The organism is Sphingomonas endophytica (assembly GCF_014199415.1).
Lineage (GTDB): Bacteria > Pseudomonadota > Alphaproteobacteria > Sphingomonadales > Sphingomonadaceae > Sphingomonas > Sphingomonas endophytica.
In genome coordinates this window covers 368,337-394,118 of record NZ_JACIJN010000002.1, presented here as the reverse complement: position 1 = coordinate 394,118, position 25,782 = coordinate 368,337, and the positions used below count along the sequence as shown (strand labels likewise).

32 protein-coding genes, 1 tRNA gene and 1 riboswitch are annotated in these 25,782 nt (G+C 67.4%); of the genes, 14 read left to right on the top strand and 19 right to left on the bottom strand.

The features are described from left to right. Window positions 1–98: 98 nt before the first annotated feature. Both FHS97_RS04665 and FHS97_RS04660 read right to left on the bottom strand, forming a co-directional pair. Window positions 99–371, bottom strand: a complete 273-nt coding sequence (locus FHS97_RS04665; protein WP_184033732.1) for a hypothetical protein — start codon at window positions 369–371, stop codon at window positions 99–101. Continuing rightward, on the bottom strand, window positions 368–838 hold the full coding sequence (locus FHS97_RS04660; RefSeq protein ID WP_184033730.1) for a phage regulatory CII family protein: 471 nt from the start codon (window positions 836–838) through the stop codon (window positions 368–370). The genes FHS97_RS04665 and FHS97_RS04660 overlap by 4 nt, the downstream gene beginning before the upstream one ends. A gap of 401 nt (window positions 839–1,239) precedes the next feature. Here FHS97_RS04660 and FHS97_RS04655 point away from each other — a divergent pair, with 401 nt between their 5' ends. The 6 genes from FHS97_RS04655 (at window position 1,240) to FHS97_RS17690 (ending at window position 4,949) form a co-directional block, all read left to right on the top strand. Further along, entirely contained in the window at window positions 1,240–1,812 is a 573-nt protein-coding gene (locus tag FHS97_RS04655) for a LexA family protein (RefSeq protein ID WP_184033727.1), read from the top strand. A gap of 515 nt (window positions 1,813–2,327) precedes the next feature. Next, window positions 2,328–2,801 carry a hypothetical protein gene (locus FHS97_RS04650; protein WP_184033722.1) on the top strand — a complete coding sequence of 158 codons (474 nt, stop codon included), beginning with the start codon at window positions 2,328–2,330 and terminating at the stop codon, window positions 2,799–2,801. Then, complete coding sequence (locus FHS97_RS04645; RefSeq protein WP_184033719.1) at window positions 2,794–3,309, top strand: hypothetical protein; 516 nt, start codon at window positions 2,794–2,796, stop codon at window positions 3,307–3,309. The genes FHS97_RS04650 and FHS97_RS04645 overlap by 8 nt, the downstream gene beginning before the upstream one ends. 119 nt (window positions 3,310–3,428) lie before the next feature. Beyond that, window positions 3,429–3,641: a hypothetical protein gene (locus tag FHS97_RS17410; protein ID WP_246346440.1), complete on the top strand. Its 213-nt coding sequence runs from the start codon at window positions 3,429–3,431 to the stop codon at window positions 3,639–3,641. Then, on the top strand, window positions 3,638–3,934 hold the full coding sequence (locus FHS97_RS04635; RefSeq protein ID WP_184033715.1) for a hypothetical protein: 297 nt from the start codon (window positions 3,638–3,640) through the stop codon (window positions 3,932–3,934). Before FHS97_RS17410 ends, FHS97_RS04635 begins: the two co-directional genes overlap by 4 nt. Beyond that, complete coding sequence (locus FHS97_RS17690) at window positions 3,927–4,949, top strand: tyrosine-type recombinase/integrase (RefSeq protein ID WP_184033713.1); 1,023 nt, start codon at window positions 3,927–3,929, stop codon at window positions 4,947–4,949. The genes FHS97_RS04635 and FHS97_RS17690 overlap by 8 nt, the downstream gene beginning before the upstream one ends. Here FHS97_RS17690 and FHS97_RS04625 read toward each other — a convergent pair. Further along, window positions 4,924–6,372, bottom strand: a complete 1,449-nt coding sequence (locus FHS97_RS04625; protein WP_184033711.1) for a toll/interleukin-1 receptor domain-containing protein — start codon at window positions 6,370–6,372, stop codon at window positions 4,924–4,926. The genes FHS97_RS17690 and FHS97_RS04625 overlap by 26 nt on opposite strands. Window positions 6,373–6,546: 174 nt before the next feature. Between FHS97_RS04625 and FHS97_RS04620 the strand changes: the two genes are divergently transcribed. Next, window positions 6,547–6,620: transfer RNA gene (locus FHS97_RS04620), tRNA-Cys, on the top strand. A gap of 10 nt (window positions 6,621–6,630) precedes the next feature. Here the strand turns inward: FHS97_RS04620 and FHS97_RS04615 are convergent. The 4 genes from FHS97_RS04615 to FHS97_RS04600 all read right to left on the bottom strand — a co-directional run bounded on the left by FHS97_RS04615 (window position 6,631) and on the right by FHS97_RS04600 (window position 9,841). Further along, window positions 6,631–7,407: an ABC transporter ATP-binding protein gene (locus FHS97_RS04615; RefSeq protein WP_184033709.1), complete on the bottom strand. Its 777-nt coding sequence runs from the start codon at window positions 7,405–7,407 to the stop codon at window positions 6,631–6,633. Then, entirely contained in the window at window positions 7,404–8,366 is a 963-nt protein-coding gene (locus tag FHS97_RS04610; protein ID WP_184033707.1) for a FecCD family ABC transporter permease, read from the bottom strand. Before FHS97_RS04610 ends, FHS97_RS04615 begins: the two co-directional genes overlap by 4 nt. After that, window positions 8,363–9,196 carry an ABC transporter substrate-binding protein gene (locus tag FHS97_RS04605; protein ID WP_311770371.1) on the bottom strand — a complete coding sequence of 278 codons (834 nt, stop codon included), beginning with the start codon at window positions 9,194–9,196 and terminating at the stop codon, window positions 8,363–8,365. Before FHS97_RS04605 ends, FHS97_RS04610 begins: the two co-directional genes overlap by 4 nt. 80 nt (window positions 9,197–9,276) lie before the next feature. Beyond that, a riboswitch (cobalamin riboswitch) is annotated at window positions 9,277–9,473 on the bottom strand. Beyond that, window positions 9,455–9,841, bottom strand: a complete 387-nt coding sequence (locus FHS97_RS04600) for a (deoxy)nucleoside triphosphate pyrophosphohydrolase (RefSeq protein WP_184033704.1) — start codon at window positions 9,839–9,841, stop codon at window positions 9,455–9,457. Its footprint overlaps the riboswitch before it by 19 nt. On the opposite strand from FHS97_RS04600, the gene FHS97_RS17685 reads away from it, so the two are divergent. Together FHS97_RS17685 and FHS97_RS04590 are read left to right on the top strand one after the other, a co-directional pair. Continuing rightward, window positions 9,764–10,087 carry a Flp family type IVb pilin gene (locus tag FHS97_RS17685; protein WP_343053370.1) on the top strand — a complete coding sequence of 108 codons (324 nt, stop codon included), beginning with the start codon at window positions 9,764–9,766 and terminating at the stop codon, window positions 10,085–10,087. The genes FHS97_RS04600 and FHS97_RS17685 overlap by 78 nt on opposite strands. A 153-nt stretch (window positions 10,088–10,240) precedes the next feature. Beyond that, window positions 10,241–10,414 carry a Flp family type IVb pilin gene (locus FHS97_RS04590; protein WP_184033697.1) on the top strand — a complete coding sequence of 58 codons (174 nt, stop codon included), beginning with the start codon at window positions 10,241–10,243 and terminating at the stop codon, window positions 10,412–10,414. A gap of 150 nt (window positions 10,415–10,564) precedes the next feature. Here FHS97_RS04590 and FHS97_RS04585 read toward each other — a convergent pair whose 3' ends face one another. From FHS97_RS04585 to FHS97_RS04570, 4 genes are read right to left on the bottom strand one after another with little or no spacing between them, the layout of a single operon-like run. Then, the gene (locus FHS97_RS04585; protein WP_184033694.1) at window positions 10,565–11,515 is read right to left on the bottom strand and encodes an acetyl-CoA carboxylase carboxyltransferase subunit alpha; all 951 of its coding nucleotides are present in this window, start codon (window positions 11,513–11,515) and stop codon (window positions 10,565–10,567) included. A 9-nt stretch (window positions 11,516–11,524) separates the two neighbouring features. Next, complete coding sequence (locus FHS97_RS04580; RefSeq protein WP_184033691.1) at window positions 11,525–12,421, bottom strand: tyrosine-type recombinase/integrase; 897 nt, start codon at window positions 12,419–12,421, stop codon at window positions 11,525–11,527. Beyond that, window positions 12,418–14,187: a hypothetical protein gene (locus tag FHS97_RS04575; protein ID WP_184033688.1), complete on the bottom strand. Its 1,770-nt coding sequence runs from the start codon at window positions 14,185–14,187 to the stop codon at window positions 12,418–12,420. The genes FHS97_RS04580 and FHS97_RS04575 overlap by 4 nt, the downstream gene beginning before the upstream one ends. Continuing rightward, entirely contained in the window at window positions 14,168–14,305 is a 138-nt protein-coding gene (locus FHS97_RS04570; RefSeq protein WP_184033684.1) for a hypothetical protein, read from the bottom strand. The genes FHS97_RS04575 and FHS97_RS04570 overlap by 20 nt, the downstream gene beginning before the upstream one ends. Before the next feature lie 99 nt (window positions 14,306–14,404). Between FHS97_RS04570 and FHS97_RS04565 the strand changes: the two genes are divergently transcribed. From FHS97_RS04565 to FHS97_RS04555, 3 genes are all read left to right on the top strand, one after another. Further along, window positions 14,405–14,968, top strand: coding sequence for a shikimate kinase (locus FHS97_RS04565; protein ID WP_184033680.1), 564 nt, complete (start codon window positions 14,405–14,407; stop codon window positions 14,966–14,968). Then, complete coding sequence (aroB, locus tag FHS97_RS04560) at window positions 14,965–16,065, top strand: 3-dehydroquinate synthase (protein WP_184033677.1); 1,101 nt, start codon at window positions 14,965–14,967, stop codon at window positions 16,063–16,065. Before FHS97_RS04565 ends, aroB begins: the two co-directional genes overlap by 4 nt. Window positions 16,066–16,205: 140 nt before the next feature. Further along, window positions 16,206–17,030, top strand: coding sequence for an alpha/beta fold hydrolase (locus FHS97_RS04555; protein ID WP_184033674.1), 825 nt, complete (start codon window positions 16,206–16,208; stop codon window positions 17,028–17,030). An 85-nt stretch (window positions 17,031–17,115) separates the two neighbouring features. Here the strand turns inward: FHS97_RS04555 and FHS97_RS04550 are convergent, their stop codons facing one another. The 5 genes from FHS97_RS04550 to FHS97_RS04530 form a co-directional block, all read right to left on the bottom strand. Further along, entirely contained in the window at window positions 17,116–17,346 is a 231-nt protein-coding gene (locus tag FHS97_RS04550; protein WP_184033671.1) for a DUF4170 domain-containing protein, read from the bottom strand. A gap of 185 nt (window positions 17,347–17,531) precedes the next feature. Next, window positions 17,532–17,981 (bottom strand): hypothetical protein, encoded by a 450-nt coding sequence (locus FHS97_RS04545; protein ID WP_184033668.1) that lies wholly within the window; start codon window positions 17,979–17,981, stop codon window positions 17,532–17,534. Beyond that, entirely contained in the window at window positions 17,978–18,310 is a 333-nt protein-coding gene (locus tag FHS97_RS04540; RefSeq protein WP_184033665.1) for a phosphatase, read from the bottom strand. The genes FHS97_RS04545 and FHS97_RS04540 overlap by 4 nt, the downstream gene beginning before the upstream one ends. Next, window positions 18,307–18,645 (bottom strand): phage holin family protein, encoded by a 339-nt coding sequence (locus tag FHS97_RS04535; protein ID WP_184034120.1) that lies wholly within the window; start codon window positions 18,643–18,645, stop codon window positions 18,307–18,309. Before FHS97_RS04535 ends, FHS97_RS04540 begins: the two co-directional genes overlap by 4 nt. Window positions 18,646–18,649: 4 nt before the next feature. Further along, a complete protein-coding gene (locus FHS97_RS04530; protein ID WP_184033662.1) occupies window positions 18,650–19,198 on the bottom strand; it encodes a hypothetical protein in 549 nt (182 codons plus the stop codon). Window positions 19,199–19,332: 134 nt separating this feature from the next. Between FHS97_RS04530 and eno the strand changes: the two genes are divergently transcribed. Both eno and FHS97_RS04520 read left to right on the top strand, forming a co-directional pair. Beyond that, the gene (eno, locus tag FHS97_RS04525; RefSeq protein WP_184033659.1) at window positions 19,333–20,613 is read left to right on the top strand and encodes a phosphopyruvate hydratase; all 1,281 of its coding nucleotides are present in this window, start codon (window positions 19,333–19,335) and stop codon (window positions 20,611–20,613) included. A gap of 46 nt (window positions 20,614–20,659) precedes the next feature. Continuing rightward, window positions 20,660–20,974 (top strand): FtsB family cell division protein, encoded by a 315-nt coding sequence (locus FHS97_RS04520; RefSeq protein WP_246346439.1) that lies wholly within the window; start codon window positions 20,660–20,662, stop codon window positions 20,972–20,974. A 114-nt stretch (window positions 20,975–21,088) separates the two neighbouring features. On the opposite strand, the gene FHS97_RS04515 is transcribed toward FHS97_RS04520, so the two are convergent. The 3 genes from FHS97_RS04515 to carB all read right to left on the bottom strand — a co-directional run bounded on the left by FHS97_RS04515 (window position 21,089) and on the right by carB (window position 25,782). After that, a complete protein-coding gene (locus tag FHS97_RS04515; RefSeq protein ID WP_184033656.1) occupies window positions 21,089–21,874 on the bottom strand; it encodes an APH(3') family aminoglycoside O-phosphotransferase in 786 nt (261 codons plus the stop codon). Next, entirely contained in the window at window positions 21,874–22,350 is a 477-nt protein-coding gene (greA, locus tag FHS97_RS04510; protein WP_184033653.1) for a transcription elongation factor GreA, read from the bottom strand. The genes FHS97_RS04515 and greA overlap by 1 nt, the downstream gene beginning before the upstream one ends. Window positions 22,351–22,437: 87 nt before the next feature. After that, entirely contained in the window at window positions 22,438–25,782 is a 3,345-nt protein-coding gene (gene carB, locus FHS97_RS04505; protein WP_184033650.1) for a carbamoyl-phosphate synthase large subunit, read from the bottom strand.

Here is a 25,782-nt window from a genome sequence, read left to right as displayed (position 1 = left end):
GGGGCGACATAGGGGAACAGGGAAAAACCCCGCCGCCCCGCCGGCACGACGCAAGGAAGGGGAGGAAACCCTGCGCCGTGATCTTGAAAACCATCATGTCAGGCCGCCATCCGGGCGGCATCGCCGTCGAACCAGCCCGCCTCGGCAGGGCGATTGAAGTCGCCCGCCCGGACGCCGCAGAGACGCGCCAGCAAATTGCCCGTCGCGAACCCCGGCTCCATCGTCCCATCGATCATGCGCTGAAGGAACGTCGCCGACGTGCGCATCCGCGCCGCCGCCCGGTCCAGATCACCGCCGAAGTCACGAGCGATCGACCGCGCGATCTTGCGCGCCCCTTCGTTCGGCACACGCGCGCCAAGGTGCATCTTCACGCTGCTTCTCCCTCGATCATCGCCATCTCGGCATCCATCAGCGCCAGCAGCTCGAAGAGCTTGGCGATTTCACCGCGCACCCGGCGCGCTTCCCCGGCGTCGACGCGCCCGTCTTTCAGCGCCTCACACATCGCCGCCGAGACCTCCGCACCCTCCTTTGCCTTGCGCGCCAGCAGCGCCCACAAGTCCGCGCCGGTCGCGCGCACTTCCGGGATCGGCACGAACACGCCTCCGTTCAGACGACAGAGGATGCTGGTGATCGTCGGGTAACCGACGCGATCACGCGCCAACGGCTCCAGCGCGACGATCACGTCGAGCGGCGGGAACGCCTTCGGGTGCACCTTGGAATAGTAGGTCTGGAGAGTCGATTTGCCGACACGACAGAATAAGGCCGCTGCCTCGACCCCGCCGACCGCTTCGATCAGCGCCTCGAAAGATTGCTTGAGGTGATGCTCGCGAGGCGTCATGCCGCCCCTCCGCTGGAAATCTCCGCTGGAGTTCCGGATGACGCTTCGCCCCCGTTACATGTACCACCTGCCTGGTGTCCGACGTCAGATCGTAGGGGCTTGAGCATAACGCCATGATCAGCCGCGAGTGCCATGACTTGGCTGCCCAGACCTGCGTCCTCAGCGATGCGGCGCAGGTGATTGAGACGCGACTCCGTCAGCCGTCGGCGCATGTTGTGCACCGTGGACATGGGCGTCTCAGCCAAACTGGCGACCTTGGCCGTGCCCCCCAGCGCGTCGATAAGAGCAGATGCAAAAGTGGACATAAGCGCTCAGATGCCAAGATGGCATGTAGATCGCAAGCTCAAAAGTGCCGCAACGGCATTTGCCATTATGGCAGAGATCGGGCCTTACGCGTGGTCATGGAAATCAGCGCCATCCGTCAGGCCATGAAGGAACGCGGCCTTAATCAGGCTGACCTCGCCGAGTTGCTCGGCATCGATCCCACTGCTGTATCCAAGCGGCTAACCGGCAAACGCCCGTTCAAGCACGACGAGATGCTCAAGGTCGAAGCATGGCTGGGCATGCCGAGCGCACCGCCGTTGACGGGTGACCCCGTGCGATTCCTTCCGATCATCGGGCAGGTTGCGGCGGGTGCATGGCGCGAAGCGATTGAGCGCCCGCTCGGGCGATTGCCGGTGCCGGACGACATGCCCCAGAACACGATTGCCCTTCGGGTTCAGGGCGACTCGATGGATCTGGAAATCGAAGATGGCGGCATCGTCCTAGTGGACGTTGACGACAAGGCATTATTCCCCGGACGCTTGTTCGTCGTGTTGAATGGCGACGGAGAAGCCACGTTCAAGCAGTTCGAGGCTGACCCCGCGCGACTTGAGCCGCGATCCTCGAATCCTGTGCATACCACGATCGCCATTGGCGACGGCCAGCCGTTTACGGTGCTCGGCCGCGTGATTGCCCTTCACCGTTCGCGCTAACGCCGCTGCTTCCTCCAGACTTACCCGCTCGCTGCGGACCTCCATGCCGCCGGGTACGGTGGTGTAAAAGCAGCCATATTCGTCGTACGAGCCTAAGTCCCGCGCAATAAGGTCGCGGCGAGCCCCGCCGTATCCAAATCGCCACGGTCCGCATGGAACGCCGAGGCACGTTGCACGACACCAATGAACGACGATGGACATTCTACCTCTCACGAACATCGTTGCGGGGGTGAAACATACATAGAACAAGAACGCAAGCGACATTGAAGATGCCGCAATGGCATTTTTGTGCTTGCGACAAAATATGCCATTATGGCATTTGCAGCTCGAAGGGAGCTGCGCATGCCTCAAGACGACAATCCAATCATTCCGCCGGTCCTGCTGCCCCAAGCGGATGAACAGAGGGACTGGACTGAGGGCGCCTGCCTCATCCACGTCGCGGTCGGAGTCGTCTATTTCGTAGCGCACTTCGTCGTTGCCGCTGCGCGGGGACTGTTGTGGTGAACCCGCGGCAAATGGCCGAGGCGCTCCGCAACACGCCGGCCCAAGCACTCCGGGACGCGGGCTACCTCGATCGAGCGGCCGAGATGCTCGATGCGTTCGTTGCCCCACCACGCGCGCCCGAGAAAGTGGAACGGGACGATGACAAACCGGCCGCATGGGCCGTTGCAGCCGAGCGCGCGGCGCAGGAGGCATACGCGCAGCACATGGGCGATCCTGACGGAAAAGACGATTGCCGCACCGCCAGCGGCGCGGCAGCACGCACGATCGAGCGTCACGCTATTGCCGCCCTCTCTCCGCAGGGGCTGGACGCGGTTACGGTCGAGCGGTGCGCGCAAATGGCGGAAGGCTTCAACGACCCTAACCGCGACTGGCTGAACCGTTCTGTTTGGGACAACATCAAGCGCGACACTGCGGCTCGCATCCGCGCGCTCCTCACCAAGCCGCGCCAGCAAAGCGCGGGCAGCGGAACGAGGTCCGATGCCTGACCTGCCCTTCACCAACGACTTGCCCTACTGCGGCTGGGCAGCGCTTCGGCTGCTGCGCGAACGCGAGCAGGGTTACAGCCGCCGCGTCGCCGCCGGGCAGATGACGAAGGTCGAGGCTTCGCACCAGGTCGCCATCGCCTCGGCGCTGGTCGCCCAGTGGCGCTGGGCAATCGACCCGCTCGTCCCGCCCTTTCCTGCCAGCGTTCCGCACACCCGCCCATTCGGCGCACTTCAAGCGGAACTGCTCCGACAACTGCGTGACACGGTCGCGTGGGAGCAGCGCCGCGCCGCCGCTGCGCCGGCCGACGCCGAGCACCGCGAACGCAAGCTACTGGCAGAGGCGTTGCTGTGGCATCAGGATGCGCCAGACGCCTGCTGGCCGCCGATCATCCACTATGGGCTTATCGCCCGCCGCACGCCCTCGCAGCGCTACGTTCCCGATCCTGAGGATGAGCCCTTCTATCAGGCGCTCGGCCTCTCGCTTCCGCCACTGGCGCGGGTCGGCTGATGGGCGTGTTACAAGCCTCAGCTGTCGGCATATGCCCGGAGTGTCAGGCAGCGTTCGTGCCTCAGCAGAACACACAGCTGTTCTGCTGCTCTCAGCATCGCGCCGCGTGGAACAACCGGATGACGGTGCGCGGTCGAGTCGCGACGCCGCTGATGATCGCGGCGCGCCTCACGCGTAACGGGACGCGTGGGGGATCGACGAGCGGCTATCGCGCCAGCGTCGACCTCGACACGCTCATTCGCCGCTGGCGGCAAGAGGATCAGGACGCCCGCCGCATGGCGACCGTTGCCTATGTCGACCGCCGCTACGCGCTGGGCTTCGACCCGATATGAGGCATGCGTCGCACACATCAGGCGAAAGCCTGCCACACCGCTCGATCGTGACCGCATGGCCGCGGCTGCTGTCGGTCGAGCTTGCCGCACAATATCTGTCGCTCAGCATGTCCACGCTTCGGGCGGCCGGGCCGGAGCCGAAGCGCCATGGTCGCCGCGTACTTTACGATATCCGCGATCTCGATCGCTGGGCGGATCGCCTCGACGGCCAGCCTCTGGACGAGCGCGAAGAAGAAGAAGAAGCTGCTGCTTTCGAGAAGCGGTGGATGGACAAGAGACGTGCCCGTGGCTGACGTTCCCTACACCTACGTGATCCGCAAACCGAGCGGCCGCGAATACTGGCGCTTCCGCCGGGGTCAGTTGCACACCGCGCTTCCCGGCAAGCCCGGCGAGGTGGCGTTCCAGAAGGAATATGCGCGGCTGCTGGAGCTGTCACAGGCACCAGCGCCCAGCAAGGCGGCGGAGGGCTCCTTCGCCTCGCTGATCGCCGCCTATCGTCTCAGCGCCGAGTTCAAGGCGCTGCGACCGACGACGCAGAAGGACTATGAGTACACGCTCGACCTGCTCAAGGACGAGCTGGGCGACGCGCCTTATCGGCTGGTGACGCAGGCGATGGTGAAGGCGATACGCGACGATCTCGCCGCAACACCGCGCAAGGCGCATAAGGTCAAGCAGATGGTCAGCCGGCTCTACAGTTGGGCGGGCGAGGAAAACCTCGTCAAGGAAGGCCACAACCCGGCCGCGAAAATCAAGCGACTCAAGGTGCGCGCCAAAACGATCACGCCATGGTCGGACAGCGAGATCGCGCTGTTCCTCGCCCATGCGCCGGCACATCTTCGCATGGCCGTGACGCTGATGCTCTACACTGGCCAGCGGGTGGAGGACGTCGCTTCGATGGAGTGGACGCAATATCAAGGCCGCTTCGTGCGCGTTCGCCAGTCGAAGACCGACGAGATGCTGGAGGTGGCGGTGCACCCGAACCTCGCCGCGCTGCTCGACCCGGTCAAAATACGCCGCGGTCGGATCTGCAAGTCGGCGAAGGGTCGCCCCTACACCGCCAACGCGCTTCGCAAGGCGATCAGCGACCAATGCGCCGCGATCGACGGCATGCCCGCGCGATCATCCCACGGGCTGCGCTACGCGGCTGCCGGCATGCTGGAGGAAGCGGGCTGCACCGTGGGTGAGATCACCTCGGTGATCGGTCACCGGACTTATCAGATGGCAATGAAGTACCTGACCGCCCGTCGCAATAGTCAGGCCGCTATGGCCAGGATATCAGCACTCACGGCCGGGAACCCAAATTCTTGATATTCGCTAAGTTGTAGATACTCGGCCCCATTAAACCTCCCCAAGACCCGCGAAACTCCTGATCCAGCTTTGCCACCCTGTCCTTAAACTCGTCGACAGTTATTGGTCCAAAGACTTTTGGAGCCCAGCTGTTGAAGAAGGAAACAGACTCAGACCTCGCAAAAAGCTCTGCGACACCACTCCGCCCTTTATTTGCAAAGGTTGTGGGCCACCAATTTTCCCAGCCGTTTGAGTCTTGCACGACCTGCCCCCTCAGGAAGAGTACCAAGTCAGCTTGGTTTAATGAGGTCAAATCCGGGTAACTGCTCAGATATGTCTCAGCTAGCAAATCAGCAAAAAGGTCTAGCCTTTTTACATTAAGACGATCCTTCCTGCGACGAAAACTTTCAATATCCTGACAAAATACCCGGTAAGTTACTGTAGCAGGACCGTCGCCCTTAGGCCGCCAATCAATAAGGTAAGGGTGTGACAAAGCCATACCGAGAAGGTCAAATCGACCTTCCTCAATGAGGACCGCAGAAAGTGAAAGGAATCCCTCGTAGCATATCACGCGATAGGAATCGTAATCAGTCTCACTCCAAGCCATTACCTCCGGCGGCCGGTACATTAAGCTGCCCATGCGCTCGAACAACTTAATGAACCTAGCAAAGTTTTTTCCGGCATATCGCGCCTCAGCTGCAACCAGTTGCACCAGATTCCGCAAAGCCGGCCGCATTTTTTCCGCCGAGTCAATGACTATTTGGTCCCATTGCCCGTCACTTGCGGTATCGGGCCGTAAGCCAACTAATTCATCTAATAGGCTGTCGCTAAAATCAGCGATGGAGCCGCCGGCTTGTGGTAAGTCCGCCTTTATAAACTGCTCGGCTTGTTTCATTTTCGATGTAGTGGCAGTACTAAATGACTCAGGCTCGTTGATGAACGAGGGCGTTGATCCGATCGCAGGCTTTTTATGTTGGGGCCAGTTGTAGAGCCATCTCAGCAGCTCCTGATACCGCTCTTCATGTCTTACCGGATCTGAGAAGTCGATATATTGGCGACTATGATAGTACGCTGGAGTAAAAGCCTTTCCATCGGCATCTTTTTCGGTGATAAGCGCGGCAAATTTGTCTTCGGACGCTTTATCGTAGATTTGAGCTGTAAGAATCTGAGTCTCTTTACCTACTCCACCTTCTCGCCCGTCGGCCTTCTCTTTGTATAAACGATCGCAGATCATTAAAACCTTCGTGACGTCCGGCCTTGTGACCATCTGCTCCATAAACACGATGGGATCACGACCCGGCTGAAGCTCCCATTTATCAAGGATCGCGTCGATCCCATCCTCACGCAGTCGGGTTGCCAGAGATAACACCCAATCTTCATGTGCCGGCGTCGACCACGAATATGAGATGAAAGCGCGAACACGCGCGGCAGGTTCAACAGACATCGGCTTCTCCTACCTGACCTTCCCAAGAGCCAACAGGAGGGTCAAGCCGATATCTGAAAACAGGAACAAATAGCGTCCATTGCTAACCGGCGCGGATTGTACTGCTAACTCGTCAACAGCAGGGGTTGACGCCGACCGAAAACCCCAGCATTTGCGCGCCCTCACCGGCCTCGAGGCGCGATGGCGGAGTGGTGACGCAGAGGACTGCAAATCCTTGCACCCGGGTTCGATTCCCGGTCGCGCCTCCAGCGGCCCGTTTCAACCGGGCCGCCCCACCGGAACGATATAGCGCTGCCCCGTCGCCGTGACGCCGGTCTCCACCGTCAGGCCATAGGTCGCGCCGACCAGTGCGGCGGTCAGCACATCCTCCGCCGCCCCGGCCGCCACGACACGCCCGTCGCGCAGCAGCACGACATCGTCGGCCAGTCGCGCCGCCAGGTTCAGGTCGTGGACCACCAGCACCACCCCGCTGCCGCCCGCCGCCACCGCGCGCAGCTGCGCGCCGACCTCCAGCTGGTGCGCGGGGTCGAGGCTGGCGAGCGGCTCGTCGGCGAGCAGCCACTCGGGCTCCCCGGCCAGCACCCGCGCCAGCAGCGCGCGCGCGCGCTCGCCGCCCGACAGGTGCTCGACCCCGCGCCGCGCGAATGCGGTCATGCCGGTCGCCGCCAGCGCCGCCTCCGCCGCCGCGCGATCCGCGGCGGTCTCGCCCCAGCGTCCGCGCCACGGCAGCCGCCCGAGCGCGACCAGCGTGGCGACGTCGATGTTCCAATGTACGTCGGCGGCTTGCGGCAGGAAGCCGATCCGCCGCGCGCGCGCCGGCGCGGGCATCGCGCGCACTTCCGCCCCGCCGAGCGTGGCGCGTCCCGCCTCCGGTGCGTGCAGCCCGGCGAGGCACGCCAGCAGGCTGCTCTTGCCCGCGCCGTTGGAGCCGAGCAGCGCGGTCACCCGCCCGCCCGAAAAGACGGCGTCGACCGACTCGAGCACGCGCTTCCCGCCCAGCACCAGCGAGATACCCTCGGCCGCCAGCACGCTCATGCCAGCCGCCTCCGCATCGAAATCAACAGGTAGAGAAAGAACGGCCCGCCCAGCATCGACATCGCGATCCCGAGTCGCAGCTCGCTGACGGTCGGGGCCAGCCGCACCAGGCTGTCGGCGACCGTCAACAGCAACGCCCCGCCGAGCGCTGCGGGCAGCAAGGTCGCGGACGGCCGGTGCCCCGCAAACGGGCGGACCAGATGCGGGACGATCAGCCCGACGAACCCGATCACTCCCGCCGCCGCCACCGACGCGCCGACCGTCAGCGCCACCCCGACGATCACCGCCAGCTGCAGCCGGTGCGGATCGACGCCCATCGACCGCGCCGCCTGCTCGCCGAGCGTCAGCGCATCCAGCGACCGCGCGGTGCGCGCCAGCACCGCCATCCCCAGCACGATCAGCGGCACCGACACCACCACCTCGTTCCAGCTCCGGTCGGTCAGCGCCCCCATCAGCCACGTCATGATCTCCGACGCCGCGAACGGCGTTGGCGCGAGGCTGAGCGCCAGCGCGGTCAGCGAGCCGGTAATGCTGGTCAGGATCATCCCCGCCAGCGTGAACAGGATCAGGCTGCCCGATCGCCCCGCGATCAAGGCCAGCGCCGCCATCGTGGCAGCGGCGCCGAACAGCGCGAAGCCGGGCAGCAGCCACGTCTGCGCCGCATAACCGAAATACAGCGAGCACACCGCCCCGAACGCCGCGCCCGACGACACGCCGAATAGCCCCGGATCGGCGAGCGGATTGCGCAGATAGCCCTGCATCGCGGCCCCCGACATCCCTAGCGCCGCGCCGACCGCGAGCGCGAGGATCGTGCGCGGCAGCCGCAACTCGACGATGATGATCGAGCGCGGATCGGCGGCAGTCCAGGCGTCGAGCGGCACCCACACCTTCCCCGCCGCGACCGACAGGATCGCGGCGATCAGCACGCCCAGCGCCAGCAAGGTCGTCGCACGCGTCATCGTGCCGCCACCTGCGCGCGCACCGCGCGCAACCGCGCCAGTGCGTCGATGATCGTCGGCCCGCCGCAATTCATCAGCCGGCCCGCAAACGGCGCAATCGTGATGCGCGTGCCCAGCCGCCGCAGCGCACGGTGCCGCTCCATCCGCTCGCCCGCGCCCTGCGCCGCCGCGACCGACAGCACGACGCGCGGCGGATCCGCGAGCAGATATTCGAGCGGCAGCACGTCCCAGCGCTTCAGCCCGTAGCCGGCGCTGGCGTTGCGGAACCCGGCACGCCGCAGCATCTCGTCGGGCAGCGTTCCCGCGCCCGGCACCAGCCCGCCCGGCCCGAAGATCAGCGCCGGCACCGGCGGCGCGCCGTCGGGCCGCGCGGCGGCGGTGATCCGCCCGGCCAGCGCCGCGCCGCGCGCCGGATGCCCGACGATCGCCGCAAGGTCGCGCACCTGCTGCGCGCTTTCCGCGATCGAGTCGGGCAAGGTGAATTGCTGCAACCGGATGTGCATCCGCGTCAGCGCCGCGACCGTGGCGGGCGCGACATGCCCGCTCGCCACCACCAAATCGGGGCGCAGCGCGACCACCTCCTCGGCGGTGCCCGAGGTCGCCGGGAAGCGCATCGCCCACGCCAGCGGGACCGAGGTGGCGCGCGGATCGTGCGAATAATGGCTGACCGCCGCGATCTGCGCCGGATCGGCGACCTGCATCAGCATCGCGTCGAGGCACGGATTGATCGACACCACGCGCGGTGCGCGCGCGGGCGCGGCGCCGAGCAGCAGCGGCGCGGCCAGCACCGCCGCGGCCACGCGCACTTTGCGAAAGTTGCTACCGTCCACTCCGTCATCCCCACGCCGACCCGACCCGTTCGTCGTCGCGCGGGAAAATTCCCGATCGCCCGGCACACCCCGTCCGCGCGAAGGACAACCGCGACCGGGCAGGTCTCCTGGCTCCCGGGTCGTCGCCGGTCGCCCGGCCTTCCCGGACTCGCGAACGGTCCAGTGGCACACGGGGGGCGAGCGGCTCGCCGGTCACAGTTGCGGGGGCAGCTCCGGATCGTTGCCTACCGGATTCCCTTTCCTGATCGCACGGCCGGCCTAGCCGCCCGCCAGCACGCGGGCAAGCGCCGCCAGCAACGGCACGTCGACCGGCGGCATCGGCAGCCGCGCCAGCGCCGCCGGCCGCTCCCAGCAGAACCCGTCGGCGGCGAGCGGCTGCGGCGTGCCGCGCCAGACGGCGCAGCGATAGAGGAGCATCGTCACCGGCATGTCGGTGGCGAAGCCGACCGGCGCCAGCGCGTCGGCGGCGACATCGATCGCCAGCTCTTCCGCCAGCTCACGCACCAGCGCAGCGGCGGGATGCTCGCCGGGCTCGACCTTGCCGCCGGGAAATTCCCAAAGCCCGCCATGCCGCTTGCCCTGCGGGCGTTGCTGCATGAGGCAGCGCCCTTCCCCGTCGATCAACGCCGCGGCGACCACCAGCATCGGCTTCGATCCTTCCTTAACCCGTCTCGGGCTATAATGCCGGTCATGCCACGTCCAGCCGCGCCCCGCTCGCTCCGCGCCCTCCTCCGTGCCGTCCTGCGGCAGACCCGGGGCGCGACGGCGGTCGAATATGGACTGATCGTTGCCATGATCGCGTTAACCGCGGTCGGCGGGATGTCGGCTGTCGGCCATCCGATCTCCGGGCTGTTCGGATCGATCAACAGCTATCTCACCACCGCTCGGTAACGCATCGCGACCGGGCGACGCTGCCCCAAGTTGCTCAATAAAAGAAAGCTTTGCACTTAAACCTTTATCAACCCTGCGCTTCTAGAACGACCTTTGATGGACCTGAACGGGACGTCGGCGGGTACAGAAATTAGGTTCCTAGTGGAGATCGACATGCAGAAGATTCGCTCGTTCCTGAAGAACAGCAAGGGCGCGACCGCTATCGAATACGGGCTCATCGCTGCCCTGATCGCGGTGGCCGCGATCGCCGCAATGCGCGGCATCGGCACGCAGCTCAACACCACCTTCTCCAACGTTCAGACGAAGATGGCGAACAATCCGGGCTAAGCTTTGAACGGCGGCCACTGGCAGGGCGGCGGGACAATGGTCCCGCCGCCCTTTTCTTTGTCGCCCCATTGCGAGCGCCGCGAAGCAATCCAGTGCCGGACCAGGACGCCTTGGCCTGCCTCGCTACGCTCGCGATGACGGCGCGAGTGCCTAGCCGACGCGACCCATCTTCAGGAACTTCGCCCGACGATCCTGCCGCAGCGCATCCGGCGTCAGCGGTGCCAGATCGCGCAGCATCCGTTCGACGCAATCGCCCAGCGCGCGGATCGCGCCATCGCGGTCGCGGTGCGCGCCGCCCAGCGGCTCGGGCACGATCGCGTCGATCACCCCCAGCGCCTTGAGGTCCTGCGCGGTCACCTTCATCGCTTCCGCAGCGTCGGGCGCCTTGTCGGCAGTACGCCACAGGATCGACGCGCAGCCTTCCGGCGAGATCACCGAATAGACCGCATGTTCGAACATCAGCACGCGATTGCCGCTCGCCAGCGCGATCGCGCCGCCCGAGCCGCCCTCGCCGACCACCGCCGCCACCATCGGCACGCCGAGCGCGAGGCACGCCTCGGTCGAGCGCGCGATCGCCTCGGCCTGCCCGCGCTCCTCGGCCTGGATGCCCGGGAACGCGCCCGAGGTGTCGACCAAGGTCACTACCGGCAGCCCGAACCGATCGGCCATTTCGAGCAGCCGGATCGCCTTGCGGTAACCCTCCGGCTTGCCCATCCCGAAATTGTGGCGCAGCCGGCTGGCGGTATCGTCGCCCTTCTCATGCCCCAGCACCATCACGCGCTGCCCACGGAAGGTTGCGAAGCCGCCGAGGATCGCCTGATCGTCGCCGAACGCGCGATCGCCCGCCAGCGGCACGAACTCGTCGAACAGCCCGGCGACGAAATGCTTGAAGTGCGGCCGCTCCGGATGGCGCGCGACCTGCGTCTTCTGCCACGGCGACAGCTTGCCGAACGTGTCCTTCAGCAGCTTGTCCGACTTCGCCTGCAGCTTGGCGATCTCGGCGGAGATGTCGACGGTGCCTTCGGCGCCGGTCTCGCGCAGTTCGTCGATACGCGCCTGCAGCTCGGCGATGGGCTTCTCGAAGTCGAGGAAAATACGCATCGGGCGCAGCTAGGCGCGCTTTCGCAACGCGTCAACGAGCGGGTGACGCTCGTTGACCAGCTCGACCAGCCGGCTGCTGTCGACATGGGTGTAGATTTCGGTGGTCGCGATATCGGCATGGCCGAGCATCGTCTGCAGCGCGCGCAGGTCCGCGCCGCCTTCCAGCAGGTGCGTCGCGAAAGCGTGGCGCAGGACGTGCGGGCTGATCCGCTCGGGCGCGATCCCGGCTTCGGCGGCGAGCGTGCGCACCAGCTGGAACAGGCGCACGCGCGAGATATGCGTCGCCCCCGACGGAAACAAAAACGGACGGTCGGTCGCGACATGCGCGCGCCACGCCGCCACCGCCGCGCGCGCGCGATCCGAGATCGGCACCAGCCGCTCGCGCCCGCCCTTGCCTTTCAGGATCAGGAACGGCCGGTCAGGATGGATCGCGCCGCGCGGCAGCGAGACGAGTTCGGTCGCGCGCAGCCCCGATCCGTAGAGCAGCTCGAACAGCGCCGACAGCCGCAGGTCGGTCGGGATCACCGGATCGCGCGCCAGCCGCGCGTCGATCGCCGCGAACAGCCGGTCGACGTCGCCGTGATCGAGCGTGCGCGGCAGCCGCCGCTGCATTCCCGGCCGCGGCAAGGCCGGCGAGGGATCGTCGGCGCGATCGCCCTCGTCGATCAGGAAGCCGAAGAAACGCCGCAGCGCCGCCGCTTTGCGCGCCACCGTCGCCTTGGAAAGCGCCGTCCAGCCATCCGCCAGCCGCTCCAGCGCCGCGCCGTCCGCCACCGCCAGCCCGCCGTCGAGCGCGGCCGACGCCAGCATCAGGTCGCGGCGATAGGCGGCGAGCGTGTTCTGCGCCGCGCCCGCCTGTGCCGCCATCATCTCGAGAAAGCGGTCGATCGCGGCGGCGTCGCTCACAGCCGCGCGATTGCCTCCGCCGCGATCATCCGCGCCTCGCCGTCCAGCCCGACCGCTCGCAACGCCCGGACGATGTGGAACAGGGCCGCGGGCGAGACATGCGCCCAGCCATCGGCCTGCATCCCGACCGCCGCGAGCAGCAACACCGTTCCCGCCTGCCCCTCGCCGGCGGCACGCTCGAGCGCGCTGGTCCAGGCGTTGCGCTGCGCGACCGGCACCGCCAGCCGTTCGGCGAGATCGTCGACCGCCGCCGCGGGCAGCCGCCCGAGCCCGGCCATGCCCGCGAAGAACAATTGCCGTTTGCGTTCGGCGAATGCGCCCGGCGGTGCGTAATCGGTGATCGTCGATGCCGACAGCTGCGTGATCGCGTCCGGATCGGCGAGCAACAGCATCGCCCAGCCGTCGCTGCCCGCCGGCACTGCGCCCTGCCAGCGCTGCGCGGTGCGATCGAGCCCGGCGGACAGCATCGACGCGATCAGCCGGTCGGCCTGCGCCTCATTGGCTGCGGCCGGCAGCCGGGCGGCGGCGCGGGCGGTCAGCACCAGCCGCGCATAGCGGGTCGCAGGCGTCTCCGCGGCGTCCCACAGCTTGACCATCGCCGCGATCCGCGTCGCGCGATCGTTGCCGACATAGGCGTCGCGCAGCGTCGCGGCGGTGTTCGACAGCGCGGCGGGCGCATCATTGCCCTCCGCGACCGCCGCATAGAGATCGACCATCGCCGCGCTCGACAGCACGCCCAGCGCCGCGGCGCGATCCGACACCGCGGCGCGCTCGGCGAGCGGCACGGCGGGGGCCAGCGCCTGCCAGCCGCGCACTTGCGGGCCGACCGTCGCGTAAAGCTCGTCGGGCACCGCGACCCCGGTCGCGGTCGCCAGCCCGAACCGCCACGCGGTCAGTTGCACCACCGGCGCCCATTCGACCGTCACCGCCTGCCGGCTGTTGAGCCCCGCGCCCATCACCTTCTGCGCCAGCGCCAGGTCGATCCCGCTCGCGACGCGGCGGCGACGGATGTCGGCGACCAGCGGTTGGGTCTTCCCCGCTCCCGTCAGCCCCGCGCAGATCGCGCGCGCGACGATCCACGCGCGCTCGCTGTCGCCCGCCGTTTCGGCAAGCGGGCACAGTCCGGCGGGATCGGCGGTGGCGAGCGCCGCCTGCATCCACACCTCGCGCAGCTTCGGCGTCACGCGGTCGCTGTCGACCGCCTGGGCGACCGCGCGCGCCGACACCGATTCGCCCATCCTCAGCAACAGCCACGCGCGCTCGGCGGCGAAGTCGGCGCCGTTGACGCGGGCCGGGGTCTCGACCTGCGCCACCAGCAACCGCCGCAGGCTGATCGACAGCCAGCGCGACGGCAGCGGTGCCGACAGATAGCGCATCAGTCGTTCGACATAGCGCCCGTCCGCGCTGCCGAACGCGTCGCGCGCAAAGCCCTGATCGGCCCCGACCGCCGCCAGCGAGCGGCGCGCGAACGACGGCAGCACATAGCGCGGCGTCGCCACTGGCGTCGGGCTCACGGTCGGCGACGGGAACGGCAAGGGTGGCAGCGGCGGCAGCGGCCCGGCCGGGGTCGTCGCCTGCACGCGCGGCGCAGCCGGCGGCGCTGTCGCGGCCGGGCTCGGCTGCGCGGCCGGCGGCTGCGCGGGCGCTGCGTCGCCGAAGCCGGGCGGCAACAGCGACTCGGGGCGGTCCTGGGCGATCGCCGCCGCCGCGAGGCCGAGCGCCGCGACGCCGGCCAGCGCGGCGCGTTTAGCCGGCGAGATTGCCAAGCTCGACCGCCTTCTCGACACGCGTGACCGGCTGCTCGGTCGCGCGGCCCGCAAAGAAGAACAATGCGCCCACCACGATCACCAGCAGCACGACGACGGAGACAATCAACCGGGTCATGAAATTCCCAACCTGCACACGCGACCTGTCACTTGCGCCCCAGCGGGCTGCGTGCCTGCTGTTGCCGGGGACGGAACGCGCTGTATAGCCGCAGGGACGATGTTGCAAAGCCCGCCCGTCCCGTCCCGCCGCTCGCCCCGCCGTCCGCCCCGCTGGACCGGCCGCCCGATCGTGCTGGTCGGGCTGATGGGCGCGGGCAAATCGACGGTCGGACGCCGGCTGGCGCTGCGGCTCGCGCTGCCGTTCGTCGACGCCGATACCGAGATCGAAACCGCGGCCGGCATGTCGATCCCCGACATCTTCGCGCGCTATGGCGAGGCCTATTTCCGCGATGGCGAGCGCCGCGTGATCCAGCGGCTGATCGACGGCCGCCCCAAAGTGATCGCGACCGGCGGCGGCGCGTTCGTCAACGACGAGACGCGCGCGCTGATCCTGTCCGATGCGCTCGCGATCTGGCTCGACGCGCCGGTCGAGGTGCTCGCCGAACGCGTCAAGCGCCGCGACACGCGCCCGCTGCTGCGCGGCAAGGACCCGGCGACCGTGCTGCGCGAGCTGGCCGCGGTCCGCAATCCGCTCTACGCGCTCGCGCATCTGCGCATCCCCAGCGCCAATACCCCGCACGACATGACCGTGCGCGCGATCATGGAGGCCCTGAGCAAATGACGACCGTGACCGTGGCGCTCGGCGACCGCAGCTATGACGTGCGGATCGAGCCGGGGCTGCTGGCGCGCGCGGGCGAGGCGCTCGCGCCGATCGTCGGCACGCGCCCGGTGGTGATCGTCGCGGACGCCAATGTCGTCGCCCACCTCGGCACATTGACCGCCGCGCTCGACGCCGCCGGTATTCGTCACGCGGAGATCGTCCTGCCGGCCGGCGAAGGCTCGAAGAGCTGGGCGACGCTCGAACGGCTCACCGACGAGCTGCTCGCGCTCGGCGTCGAGCGCGGCGATCATGTCGTGGCGCTGGGCGGCGGGGTGATCGGCGATCTGGTCGGCTTCGCCACCGCGATCCTCAAGCGCGGCTGCGGCTTCGTGCAGATCCCCACCACCCTGTTGTCGCAGGTCGATTCGTCGGTCGGCGGCAAGACCGGGATCAATGCGCGCGCCGGCAAGAACCTGATCGGCGCCTTCCACCAGCCCAAGATCGTGCTGATCGATCCCGACGTGCTCGACACCCTGCCCGCGCGGCAGGTGCGCGCCGGCTATGCCGAGGTCGTCAAATACGGGCTGATCGACGATGCCGGTTTCTTCGCGTGGTGCGAGGCGAACGGCGCGGCGCTGCTCGCGGGCGATCCCGACGCGCGGGTCCACGCAATCGCGCACGCGGTCGCCGCCAAGGCGCGGATCGTCGGCGAGGACGAGTTCGAGACAACCGGCCGCCGCGCCTTGCTCAACCTCGGTCACACCTTCGGCCATGCGCTGGAGGCGGAGGCGGGCTTCTCGGACCGGCTGCTCCACGGCGAGGCGGTCGCGGCCGGCTGCGGCCTCGCCTTCGCCTTCTCCGCCGCGACCGGACGCTGTTCGGCGGACGACGCGGCGCGCGTCGCCGCGCACTGGCGCGACAGCGGCCTGCCCGATGGCCTCGCTGCCTCGGGCATCACCGCCCCGCCCGCGCGGCTGGTCGAGCATATGCGCCACGACAAGAAGATGGCGGCCGGCACGCTGCCCTTCCTGCTCGCACACGGCATCGGGCGGACCTACCTCGACAAGACCGTGGCGCTCGATCAGGTCGAGGCGTTTATCGGCGAGCCGGGGCGGTAAGCCACCTCGTCATTCCCGCGAGATCACCTCCCACGTCATTCCCGCGCAGGCGGGAATGACGGCGTGAGTGTCCACCACTGACCCACAGCGGAACGCCCCTCCGAACCGCCCGTTACGCCTGCTCTGCCAAGGAGAGCCACATGCCGTATGTGAAGACGCGCGACGGGACCGACATCTACGTCAAGGATTGGGGCGAGGGTCGCCCGGTCGTTCTGATCCACGGCTGGCCGCTGTCCTCGGACAGCTGGGACCCGCAGATGAAGGCGCTCGCCGATGCCGGCTTCCGCGCCATCGCCTATGACCGCCGCGGGTTCGGCCGCTCGGGCCAGCCATGGTCGGGCTATGACTACGACACGCTCACCGACGACCTCCACGACGTGCTGGAAGCCGCCGGCGCGACGCAGGACATCACGCTGGTCGGCTTCTCGATGGGCGGCGGCGAGGTCGCGCGCTACCAGAGCCGCTACGACGGCAAGGGCGTGATCTCGGCCGCGCTGGTCAGTTCGGTCGTGCCGTACATGCTCAAGACCGACGACAATCCCGATGGCGTACCCGAAGAGACGCTGCAACAGATCGCCGATGGTATCCTGAAGGACCGGCCGAACTTCTTCCGGACCTTCTTCAAGGACTTTTTCGGGGTCGGCTACGTCACCAGCCCGGTCAGCGAGGCGACGCTCGACTGGGCGTGGCGGCTGGCAATGCAGGCCGGATTGCAGCCGACGCTGAAATGCGCCGAAAGCTTCGGCCACACCGATTTCCGCCCCGACCTCCCCGCCTTCCGTGTGCCGACGCTGGTGCTGCACGGCACCGCCGACAAGACGGTGCCGATCGACAGCAGCGGCCGCGCCGCCGCGGCCGGGATCGCGAATGCGCAACTGGTCGAATATGACGGCGCGCCGCACGGGCTGTTCGCCACCGAGGGCGACCGGCTGACCGGGGATCTGCTGACCTTCCTGGGGCGCTGACCCCGCGCAACCGGAATCCCGCTCCTGCCGCCGACCGGCGGCAACGAAGCGGGGTTCCGGGAGCGGTTCCGCCGCCAGCCGGCGCTTACGCCGTCGGTTTGGCGAGCAGGTCGGGCTCGAGCAGGCGGTGGAGGTGGACCACCACATATTTCATCTCGGCATCGTCGACGGTGCGCTGCGCGGCGGCCCGCCACGCCTTTTCGGCGCTGGCATAGTCCGGAAAGACGCCGACGATGTCGATCGACGACAGGTCGCTGAATTCAAGGGTGCGCGGATCGCTGACGCGACCGCCGAACACCAGGTGAAGCTTGCTCATGCACGCGCTCCCGCTTGGGATTGAACCATCACCGCGCACCCCGTTCGCGTCACCGCCGGAACAAGGAAAAGCCGCGGGCAGCGCGACAACGCGCCCCCGCGGCTCCCCATGTCACCGGATCGGCACCGAAGTAGGGCGATCGGTCTGAGCCTCCCCTAGCGCGGCGCGCAGACGGTTTGAAGGGGTCAGGACGTGCTCTTGACCCGTTCCTTGCCAGCCTGTGCCGCCGCGGAGCCGGCGGTGCCCGCCGCCTTCAGCACGCCCTGGAACAGCGAGCGCGCCTGATCGCGCGCGGCATTCGGGGTCAGGCCGAGCTGGTCGAGTTCCGCGCGCCCGGCGTCCTTGGCCGCCGCGAGTGCCGCAACCGCGGCAGTGTTGATCCTGCGACCGACGCCGGCCAGCAGTTCCTTCTCGCGCTGGCTGCGCGGCAGCGCCGCGGCGACCGCCGCGCCCAGCACCAGTCCGCCGACCAGCACGCCGAGCGGGTTCGACTCAAGCGTTTCGGCGGTGGCATGCGCGGCGTCGCTGGCGCGGTGGCGGGCGGTGTCGAGTGCGTTCGAGGCGGCCTCGCGGGCGTGGTCGACGCCGTCGCGCAACCGGCCGTGCTGCTCCTGATCGTGGGTATGTTCGGTCATGATCCGATCCTTTCGGCGGGTGTGGCGGTATCTTCTGGGGAGGGCAGACACTTCTGGCGCTTCTTCTTGCCGAAGAGACGCACGAGCTGTCGCCCGGTGACGAACGCCAGCAGCAAGGTCGCGCCGCCGGCGAACACGCCGGGGTTGCGGCGCGCGGCCTCGGTGCCGACGCGCACGGCGCGCTCGCCGCTCCCGGTCACCTCGGCAAGTGCGACGCGGGCGAGGCGGCGCGGCTCCAGCTCGGTATGCAGCCGGTCGACCGTGCCGTCGAGCCGCTGCCGGGCCGCGGCGACCCGCGCCTCGGCCAATGTCACGTCGGCGCCGGTCATGCGCCCGGCCCCGCGCGCAGCGCCGACTTGCCCGTCAGCGCGAGCAGCGCCGCGATCACTAGCACCACGCCGACGACCGCGAGCGTTGCCCAGCCCGGTCCGATCAGCGTCGCCAGCGACAGGATCGCCCCGACCAGCAGCGCGATCAGCGCCGCCAGCCCGAGCACGCCGGCGATCGCGAAGCGGATCGCCGCCGCTTTGTAACGGGTGACTGCAAAGAGCGCCTTGGTCTTGGCCAGCGCGATTTCCGCCTTCGCGACATCGCGCGCATCGGTCGCAAGCTGGGTGACCAGTTGCGGTATGCTGTCCGGCGCTATGCGGTCACGCACATCCATGTCGTCAGGCATCGCGCTGGTCGACGGCAGCACCGATCAGCCGCGCCAGCACGAAGCCGACGCCGGCCGCTAGACCGACCGCCACTTCGGGGCTCTTGCGGACGAGTTCGCGCGCGTCGTCGAGCAGATCCTCGACGCTCTTCTGGTCGATCGCGCTGGAGAAACCCTGCACGCGATCCGCCGCCGAGCGCGCATATTGCCCATATTGGCCGCCGAGCTTCTCATCGACCTGCCCGGCGGCATCGGTGAGCATCTGCGAGAGCTGCGTCAGTGCGTCGGTGGCCTTTGCCTTGCCGTCCTCGGCGAAGCCGCGCGCCTTGTCGGCGGCCTGCTCGCGGCCCTTGGCGACATAGTCGCGCGCGGACTGTTTGGCGTCGGCCAGCGTGCTGCCAGTGCCGCTGCCGTTGCCGGTTGCGCTTGTGTCTTCCGGCGTGAAATCGACGCCGGCATTCTTCAGCGGCTCTGCCGGCGTGAATGACGCGTCGGCGGGCGGCGGCGAGGCGTCCGCCGGAGTGGAATGCTGGAGCGTGTCGCGATCCTGCTCGTCGGCCATGATTCATCCTTCCCTGGTCGAGGTCTGACAACCCGGTGGCCGGGCCGCCGGTTCCATCGCGTTGCAGCATCGCCGGGCGACCGCTAGGAGGCGCCATGCCCTGCCGCGCCGGCAGAAAATAGGAGGATCGTTTCGTGACCGCAATCATCGACCTGCACGGACGCCAGATCATCGACAGCCGCGGCAACCCGACCGTCGAGGTCGACGTGCTGCTCGACGACGGCAGCTTCGGTCGCGCCGCGGTCCCGTCGGGAGCGTCGACCGGCGCGCATGAGGCGGTCGAGAAGCGCGACGGCGACAAGGCGCGCTGGGGCGGGAAGGGCGTCGACGACGCGGTCGAGGCGGTCAACGACGAGATCGCCGACGCAATCATCGGGCTCGACGCCGAGGATCAGCTCGAGATCGACCAGACGATGATCGAGCTGGACGGCACCGAGAACAAGGGTCGGCTGGGCGCAAACGCGATCCTCGGCGTCAGCCTCGCGGTGGCGAAGGCGGCGGCGGATGCGCGCGGGCTGCCGCTGTACCGCTATGTCGGCGGCGTCGCGGCGCATGTGCTGCCGGTGCCGATGATGAACATCATCAACGGCGGTGAACATGCCGACAACCCGATCGACTTCCAGGAATTCATGATCGTGCCGGTCGGCGCGGAATCGCTGGCCGAGGCGGTGCGCTGTGGCTCGGAGATCTTCCACACGCTCAAGAAGGGGCTGAGCGAGAAGGGCTTGGCGACCGCGGTCGGCGACGAGGGCGGGTTCGCGCCCAATCTCGCGAGCACCACCGATGCGCTCGACTTCATCATGACCTCGATCGAGCGCGCCGGCTACACGCCGGGCGACGACGTGATGCTGGCGCTCGACTGCGCCGCGACCGAATTCTTCAAGGACGGCAAGTACGTCATCTCGGGCGAGAATCTGACGCTCGAGCCGGGCGCGATGGCCGACTATCTCGCCGATCTCGCCGCGCGCTATCCGATCTTCTCGATCGAGGACGGCATGGCCGAGGACGATTTCGAGGGCTGGAAGGCGCTGACCGATGCGATCGGCAAGAAGGTGCAGCTGGTCGGCGACGACCTGTTCGTCACCAATCCCAAGCGGCTGCGTGACGGCATCGGGCAGGGGCTCGCCAACTCGTTGCTGGTGAAGGTCAACCAGATCGGCACCTTGTCCGAGACGCTGGAGGCGATTCGCATCGCCGAGCGCGCCGGCTATACCGCGGTGATGTCGCACCGGTCGGGCGAGACCGAGGATGCGACGATCGCCGATCTGGCGGTCGCGACCAACTGCGGTCAGATCAAGACCGGCAGCCTCGCGCGGTCGGATCGGTTGGCGAAGTACAACCAGCTGATCCGCATCGAGGAGGAACTGGGCACGATGGCGCGCTATGCGGGCCGGGACGTGGTGCGGACCCGCTGATAGGGGCTTGCAAAGGGCGTAGCGACTCGCGAGAATCGTTAGCGCTATGCCCCGTCCGTCGAACCGCCTCTCGCAAACGCTCCGGCGTGCCGCCGCCCCCGCCCTCGCGGTGGCGGTGATGGCGTTTTTCGGTGCCTATGCGGTGCTGGGGCCGAACGGGCTGATCGCGCTGGGTGATTACAAGCGGCAGCTGGTCGCGCGCGAGAAGCAATATGCCGCGCTCGATCAGCGGCGGACAATGTTGCAGAATCGCGTGACCCTGCTCGACCCGCGCCACGCCAATCCGGACATGGTCGACGAGCTGGTGCGCAAGGAACTCAACGTCGCGCACCCGGACGAGGTGATCGTGCCGCTGAAGTGAGGGGGGCGGGTTGGCCCGCGTCCGCCGTTCGCGTAACGTTATCGCCCCCGGATCACGGCCGGCGCGACAGGTTCGACGAGCCATGCCGGCGCTCTGGCCAACACGGTCGTCGCATCAGAACAATTCGTCCAACGTGCGGTGAAAAAGAAGCCGGTTCTCATCGAGCGACTCAAGATCAAGCTTGGCGAGCAGCATGCGCTGCGCCGCGTCGCCGAACTCACCGAGGTTTTCCCACAGGATCGCAACATCCTGATACGGGTCTGCAATCCCGAGCCGACCGACGTCGATGCACCCGATCACCTCGCCGGCCGAATCGAGCAGGAGGTTGCCGAGCGAAAAGTCACCATGCGTGACGACGCGACCGCTGGCATGGCTCGCCAACGCCTCGGCTTTCGCCAACACGGCGGCAGCGCTCATCCCGCGAAAATCGTCCCCGAAATCTGTCTCGTCGACCACGCCTGCCGAGACAAGCTTGCGCGCCGCGGAAAGCCGCACCGATGCCGACGCATCGAAGGCGCAATCGTCGACTGGAAGGGCGTGAAGCGTCCGCAGGAAGGTCGCGAAACCGCTGATGACCTGTGGCAGGAACTCAGGACGTTCCTCGATCCATGCATCGCCGGTCTTGCCCGGCGCGGCGCTGGTAAGCAGCCACGCAGCGTCCGCTTCGATGGCGGTGGAGACAAGCCGCACCGTCGCCACCCGCCCCTGCAACCAGCGCAGCCGAATGGCCTCATCGGCTACCGCATCCGCAATCGCGCCTTCGCCATACTTCAGGAACAGTCGCTCGCCGGTGCCAGCAACGATGCGGTAGATCAGGCCACCCGATTCGCCTTCCGGCTCGCGCTCCCATGTCGCGCCCGACAACCGCTCCCGCCATGATGGAGGGAGCGGGATCGGCATCAGATGAACTCGATCTTCGATACCAGATAATAGCGATCGCCCGCCGGCACCGACACCTCGACCTCGTCGTCGAGGCTGCGCCCGATCAGCGCGCGGCCCAGCGGCGAATTGTAGCTGATCCGCCCGGTCTTCGCATCGGCCTCGGTCTGGCCGACGATCTGATATTTGACCGGCTTCTCGTCCTCGTCGAGCAAGGTGACGGTCGCGCCGAACACGATCTTGTCACCCGACAGGTCGCGCGGATCGATAATCTGCGCGCGGCTCAACTTGTCCTCGATGTCGGCGATCGTCGCCTCGACCTGCCCCTGCCGCTCCTTGGCGGCATGATATTCGGCGTTTTCCGAAAGGTCGCCGTGCGCGCGCGCTTCCTCGATCGCATCGACGATCAGCGGGCGCTCGGTCTTCAGCCGCTTCAGGTCCGCAGTCAGCTTTTCATAGCCTTCCTGCAACATCGGCATCTTTTCGACCGTCGCCATCGCCCTTGTCCTTCGTAAAAACGCGTCCCCGGAAGCGGCCCTCTCCCTGCGAAGGCCGCTCCCTACATCAGCACATATGTCCGGGGATCAGTTGTGCGGCTGCGAATAATAGGATTGCAGCGGCCGTACTTCAAGGTTGCTTGCGCCATCGCCCTTGACCGCGGCATGGATCGCCTGCGCCGCCTGCACCGCCGCCGAGGCGGTGGTGAAATACGGCACCTTGCCGTTCACCGCCGAGGCGCGGATCGGCTGCGAGTCCTTCAGGCTCTGCCAGCCCTCGGTGGTGTTGAAGATCAACGCGATCGCCCCGTCCTTGATCCGGTCGACGATATGCGGCCGGCCCTGCGCGACCTTGTTGACCGTCTCGACCGGCAGCCCGGCGCGCGACAGGTGATCGGCGGTCCCGGTCGTCGCGACGATCGTGAAGCCCGCGTCGACCAAAGCGCGCACCGCCGGGACGATCAGGTCCTTGTCGCCCGACTTGACGCTGACGAACACCGCGCCGCTGGTCGGCAGGACGGTGCCCGCGCCGAGCTGCGACTTGGCGAAGGCGGTGGTGAAATCGGGCGAGATGCCCATCACCTCGCCGGTGCTCTTCATCTCCGGCGACAGCACCGGATCGATGCCGGGGAAGCGCGCGAACGGGAACACCGCTTCCTTGACCGCGAAATAATCGATGTCGCGGTCGATCTTCGGCAGGTCGCGCAATTTCTCGCCCGCCATCACGCGGCTGGCGATCTTGGCGATCGGTGCGCCGATCGCCTTGGCGACGAACGGCACAGTCCGGCTGGCGCGCGGATTGACCTCGATGAGATAGACTTGCCCGTCCTTGACCGCGAACTGGATGTTCATCAGCCCGACGACGCTCAGCCCGCGCGCCAGCGCCTCGGTCTGGCGCTCGATCTCGGCGATGATCTCGGCCGGCAACGAATAGGGCGGGATCGAGCAGGCGCTGTCGCCCGAATGGACCCCGGCTTCCTCGATATGCTGGAGCACGCCCGCGACGACCACATCCTCGCCGTCGCAGATCGCGTCGACATCGACCTCGATCGCGTCGCGCAGATACTGGTCGATCAGCACCGGCGCGTCGCCCGACACCTGCACTGCGGTCTGGATGTAATCCTCGAGCTGCTGGTCGCTGTCGACGATCTCCATCGCGCGCCCGCCGAGCACATAGCTCGGGCGCATCAGCACCGGATAGCCGATGCGATTGGCGACGTTGAGCGCCTCGGCGCGGCTGCGCGCGATGCCGTTCGACGGCTGAAGCAGCTTGAGCCGGTTGACCAACGCCGCGAACCGCTCGCGGTCCTCGGCCAGATCGATCGCGTCGGGCGAGGTGCCGAGGATCGGGATCCCCGCCTTCTCCAGCGCCCGCGCGAGGTTCAGCGGCGTCTGCCCGCCGAACTGCACGATCACCCCGACCAGCTCGCCCTTGGACTGTTCGACGTGCAGGATCTCCAGCACGTCCTCGGCGGTCAGCGGCTCGAAATAGAGGCGATCCGACGTGTCATAGTCGGTACTCACCGTCTCCGGATTGCAATTGACCATGATCGTCTCATAGCCCGCGTCCGCCAGCGCGAAGCAGGCGTGGCAGCAGCAATAATCGAACTCGATCCCCTGCCCGATCCGGTTCGGCCCGCCGCCCAGGATCACGATCTTGCGGCGATCCGACGGCTGCGCCTCGTTCTCGGGCTCGCCGAACGACGGCGCCTCATAGGTCGAGTACATGTACGGCGTCTTGGCGTCGAACTCGGCGGCGCAGGTGTCGATCCGCTTGAAGACCGGGCGCACGCCCAACTTCAGGCGATGCTCGCGCACCTCGTCCTCGGTGACGCCGCCGGTCATCGCCTTGACCGCCTCGTGGATCAGCCCCGAGCCGCGCGCGATGCCGCGCTCCATCCCGCGCAGATTCGCCGATTGCAGCGCCAGCCACGCGAGACGCTTGTCGGAGAAGCCCATCGCCTTCAGCCGGCGCATCCCCGCCGCCTCGATCGGCAGCCCGTCCTTCATCACCTCGTTCTCGGCGGCGACGATCTCCGCCATCCGCTCGAGGAACCACGGATCGTATTTGGCGATCGCATTCACTTCGGCGACGGTGAAGCCCTCGCGCAGCGCCTGCGCCGCGACCAGCAACCGGTCGGGGGTCGGCGAGGCGAGCGCCGCCTCGATCTCGGCACGCGGCGCGCCGACCAGCCGCTCGACATGGTTGAAGCCCGACAGGCCGGTCTCCAGCCCGCGCAGCGCCTTCTGCATCGATTCGTGGATGTTGCGGCCGATCGCCATCACCTCGCCGACCGACTTCATCGCGGTGCCCAGCACCGCCTCGGCGCCCTTGAACTTCTCGAACGCGAAGCGCGGGATCTTGGTGACGACATAGTCGATCGTCGGCTCGAAGCTCGCCGGGGTCGCGCCGGTGATGTCGTTCTCGATCTCGTCGAGCGTATAGCCGACCGCCAGCTTGGCGGCGACCTTGGCGATCGGGAAGCCGGTCGCCTTCGACGCCAGCGCCGACGAGCGCGACACGCGCGGGTTCATCTCGATCACGATCAGGCGGCCGTCCTTCGGATTGACCGCGAACTGCACGTTCGACCCGCCGGTCTCGACGCCGATCTCGCGCAGCACCGCGATGCTGGCGTTGCGCATGATCTGATATTCCTTGTCGGTCAGCGTCAGCGCCGGCGCGACCGTGATCGAGTCGCCCGTGTGGACGCCCATCGGATCGACGTTCTCGATCGAGCAGATGATGATGCAATTGTCCGCGCGGTCGCGGACCACCTCCATCTCATATTCCTTCCAGCCGAGCAGCGATTCCTCGATCAACACCTCGGTGGTCGGCGAGGCGTCGAGCCCCTTGCGGACGATCTCGATGAATTCCTCGCGATTGTACGCGATCCCGCCGCCGGTGCCGCCCAAAGTGAAGCTCGGGCGGATGATCGCGGGCAGCCCGACCTTCTCGAGCCCGTCCAGCGCTTCCTTTTCGGTATGCGCGATATGGCTGCGAGCGCTTTCCAGCCCGATCTTGTCCATCGCGTCGCGAAACTTCAGCCGGTCCTCGGCCTTGTCGATCGCATCGGCATCGGCGCCGATCATCGTCACGCCAAACTTCTCCAGCGTGCCGTCGCGGAACAGCGCCAGCGCGGTGTTGAGCGCGGTCTGTCCCCCCATGGTGGGGAGAACGGCATCGGGGCGTTCACGTTCGATGATGCGGGCGACGACTTCCGGGGTGATCGGCTCGACATAGGTCGCGTCGGCCAGCTCGGGATCGGTCATGATCGTCGCCGGGTTCGAATTGACCAGGACGATTCGATAGCCCTCTTCCTTGAGCGCCTTGATCGCCTGCGTGCCCGAATAATCGAACTCGCACGCCTGCCCGATGATGATCGGGCCCGCGCCGATGACAAGGATGGAGGAGATGTCGGTGCGTTTGGGCAT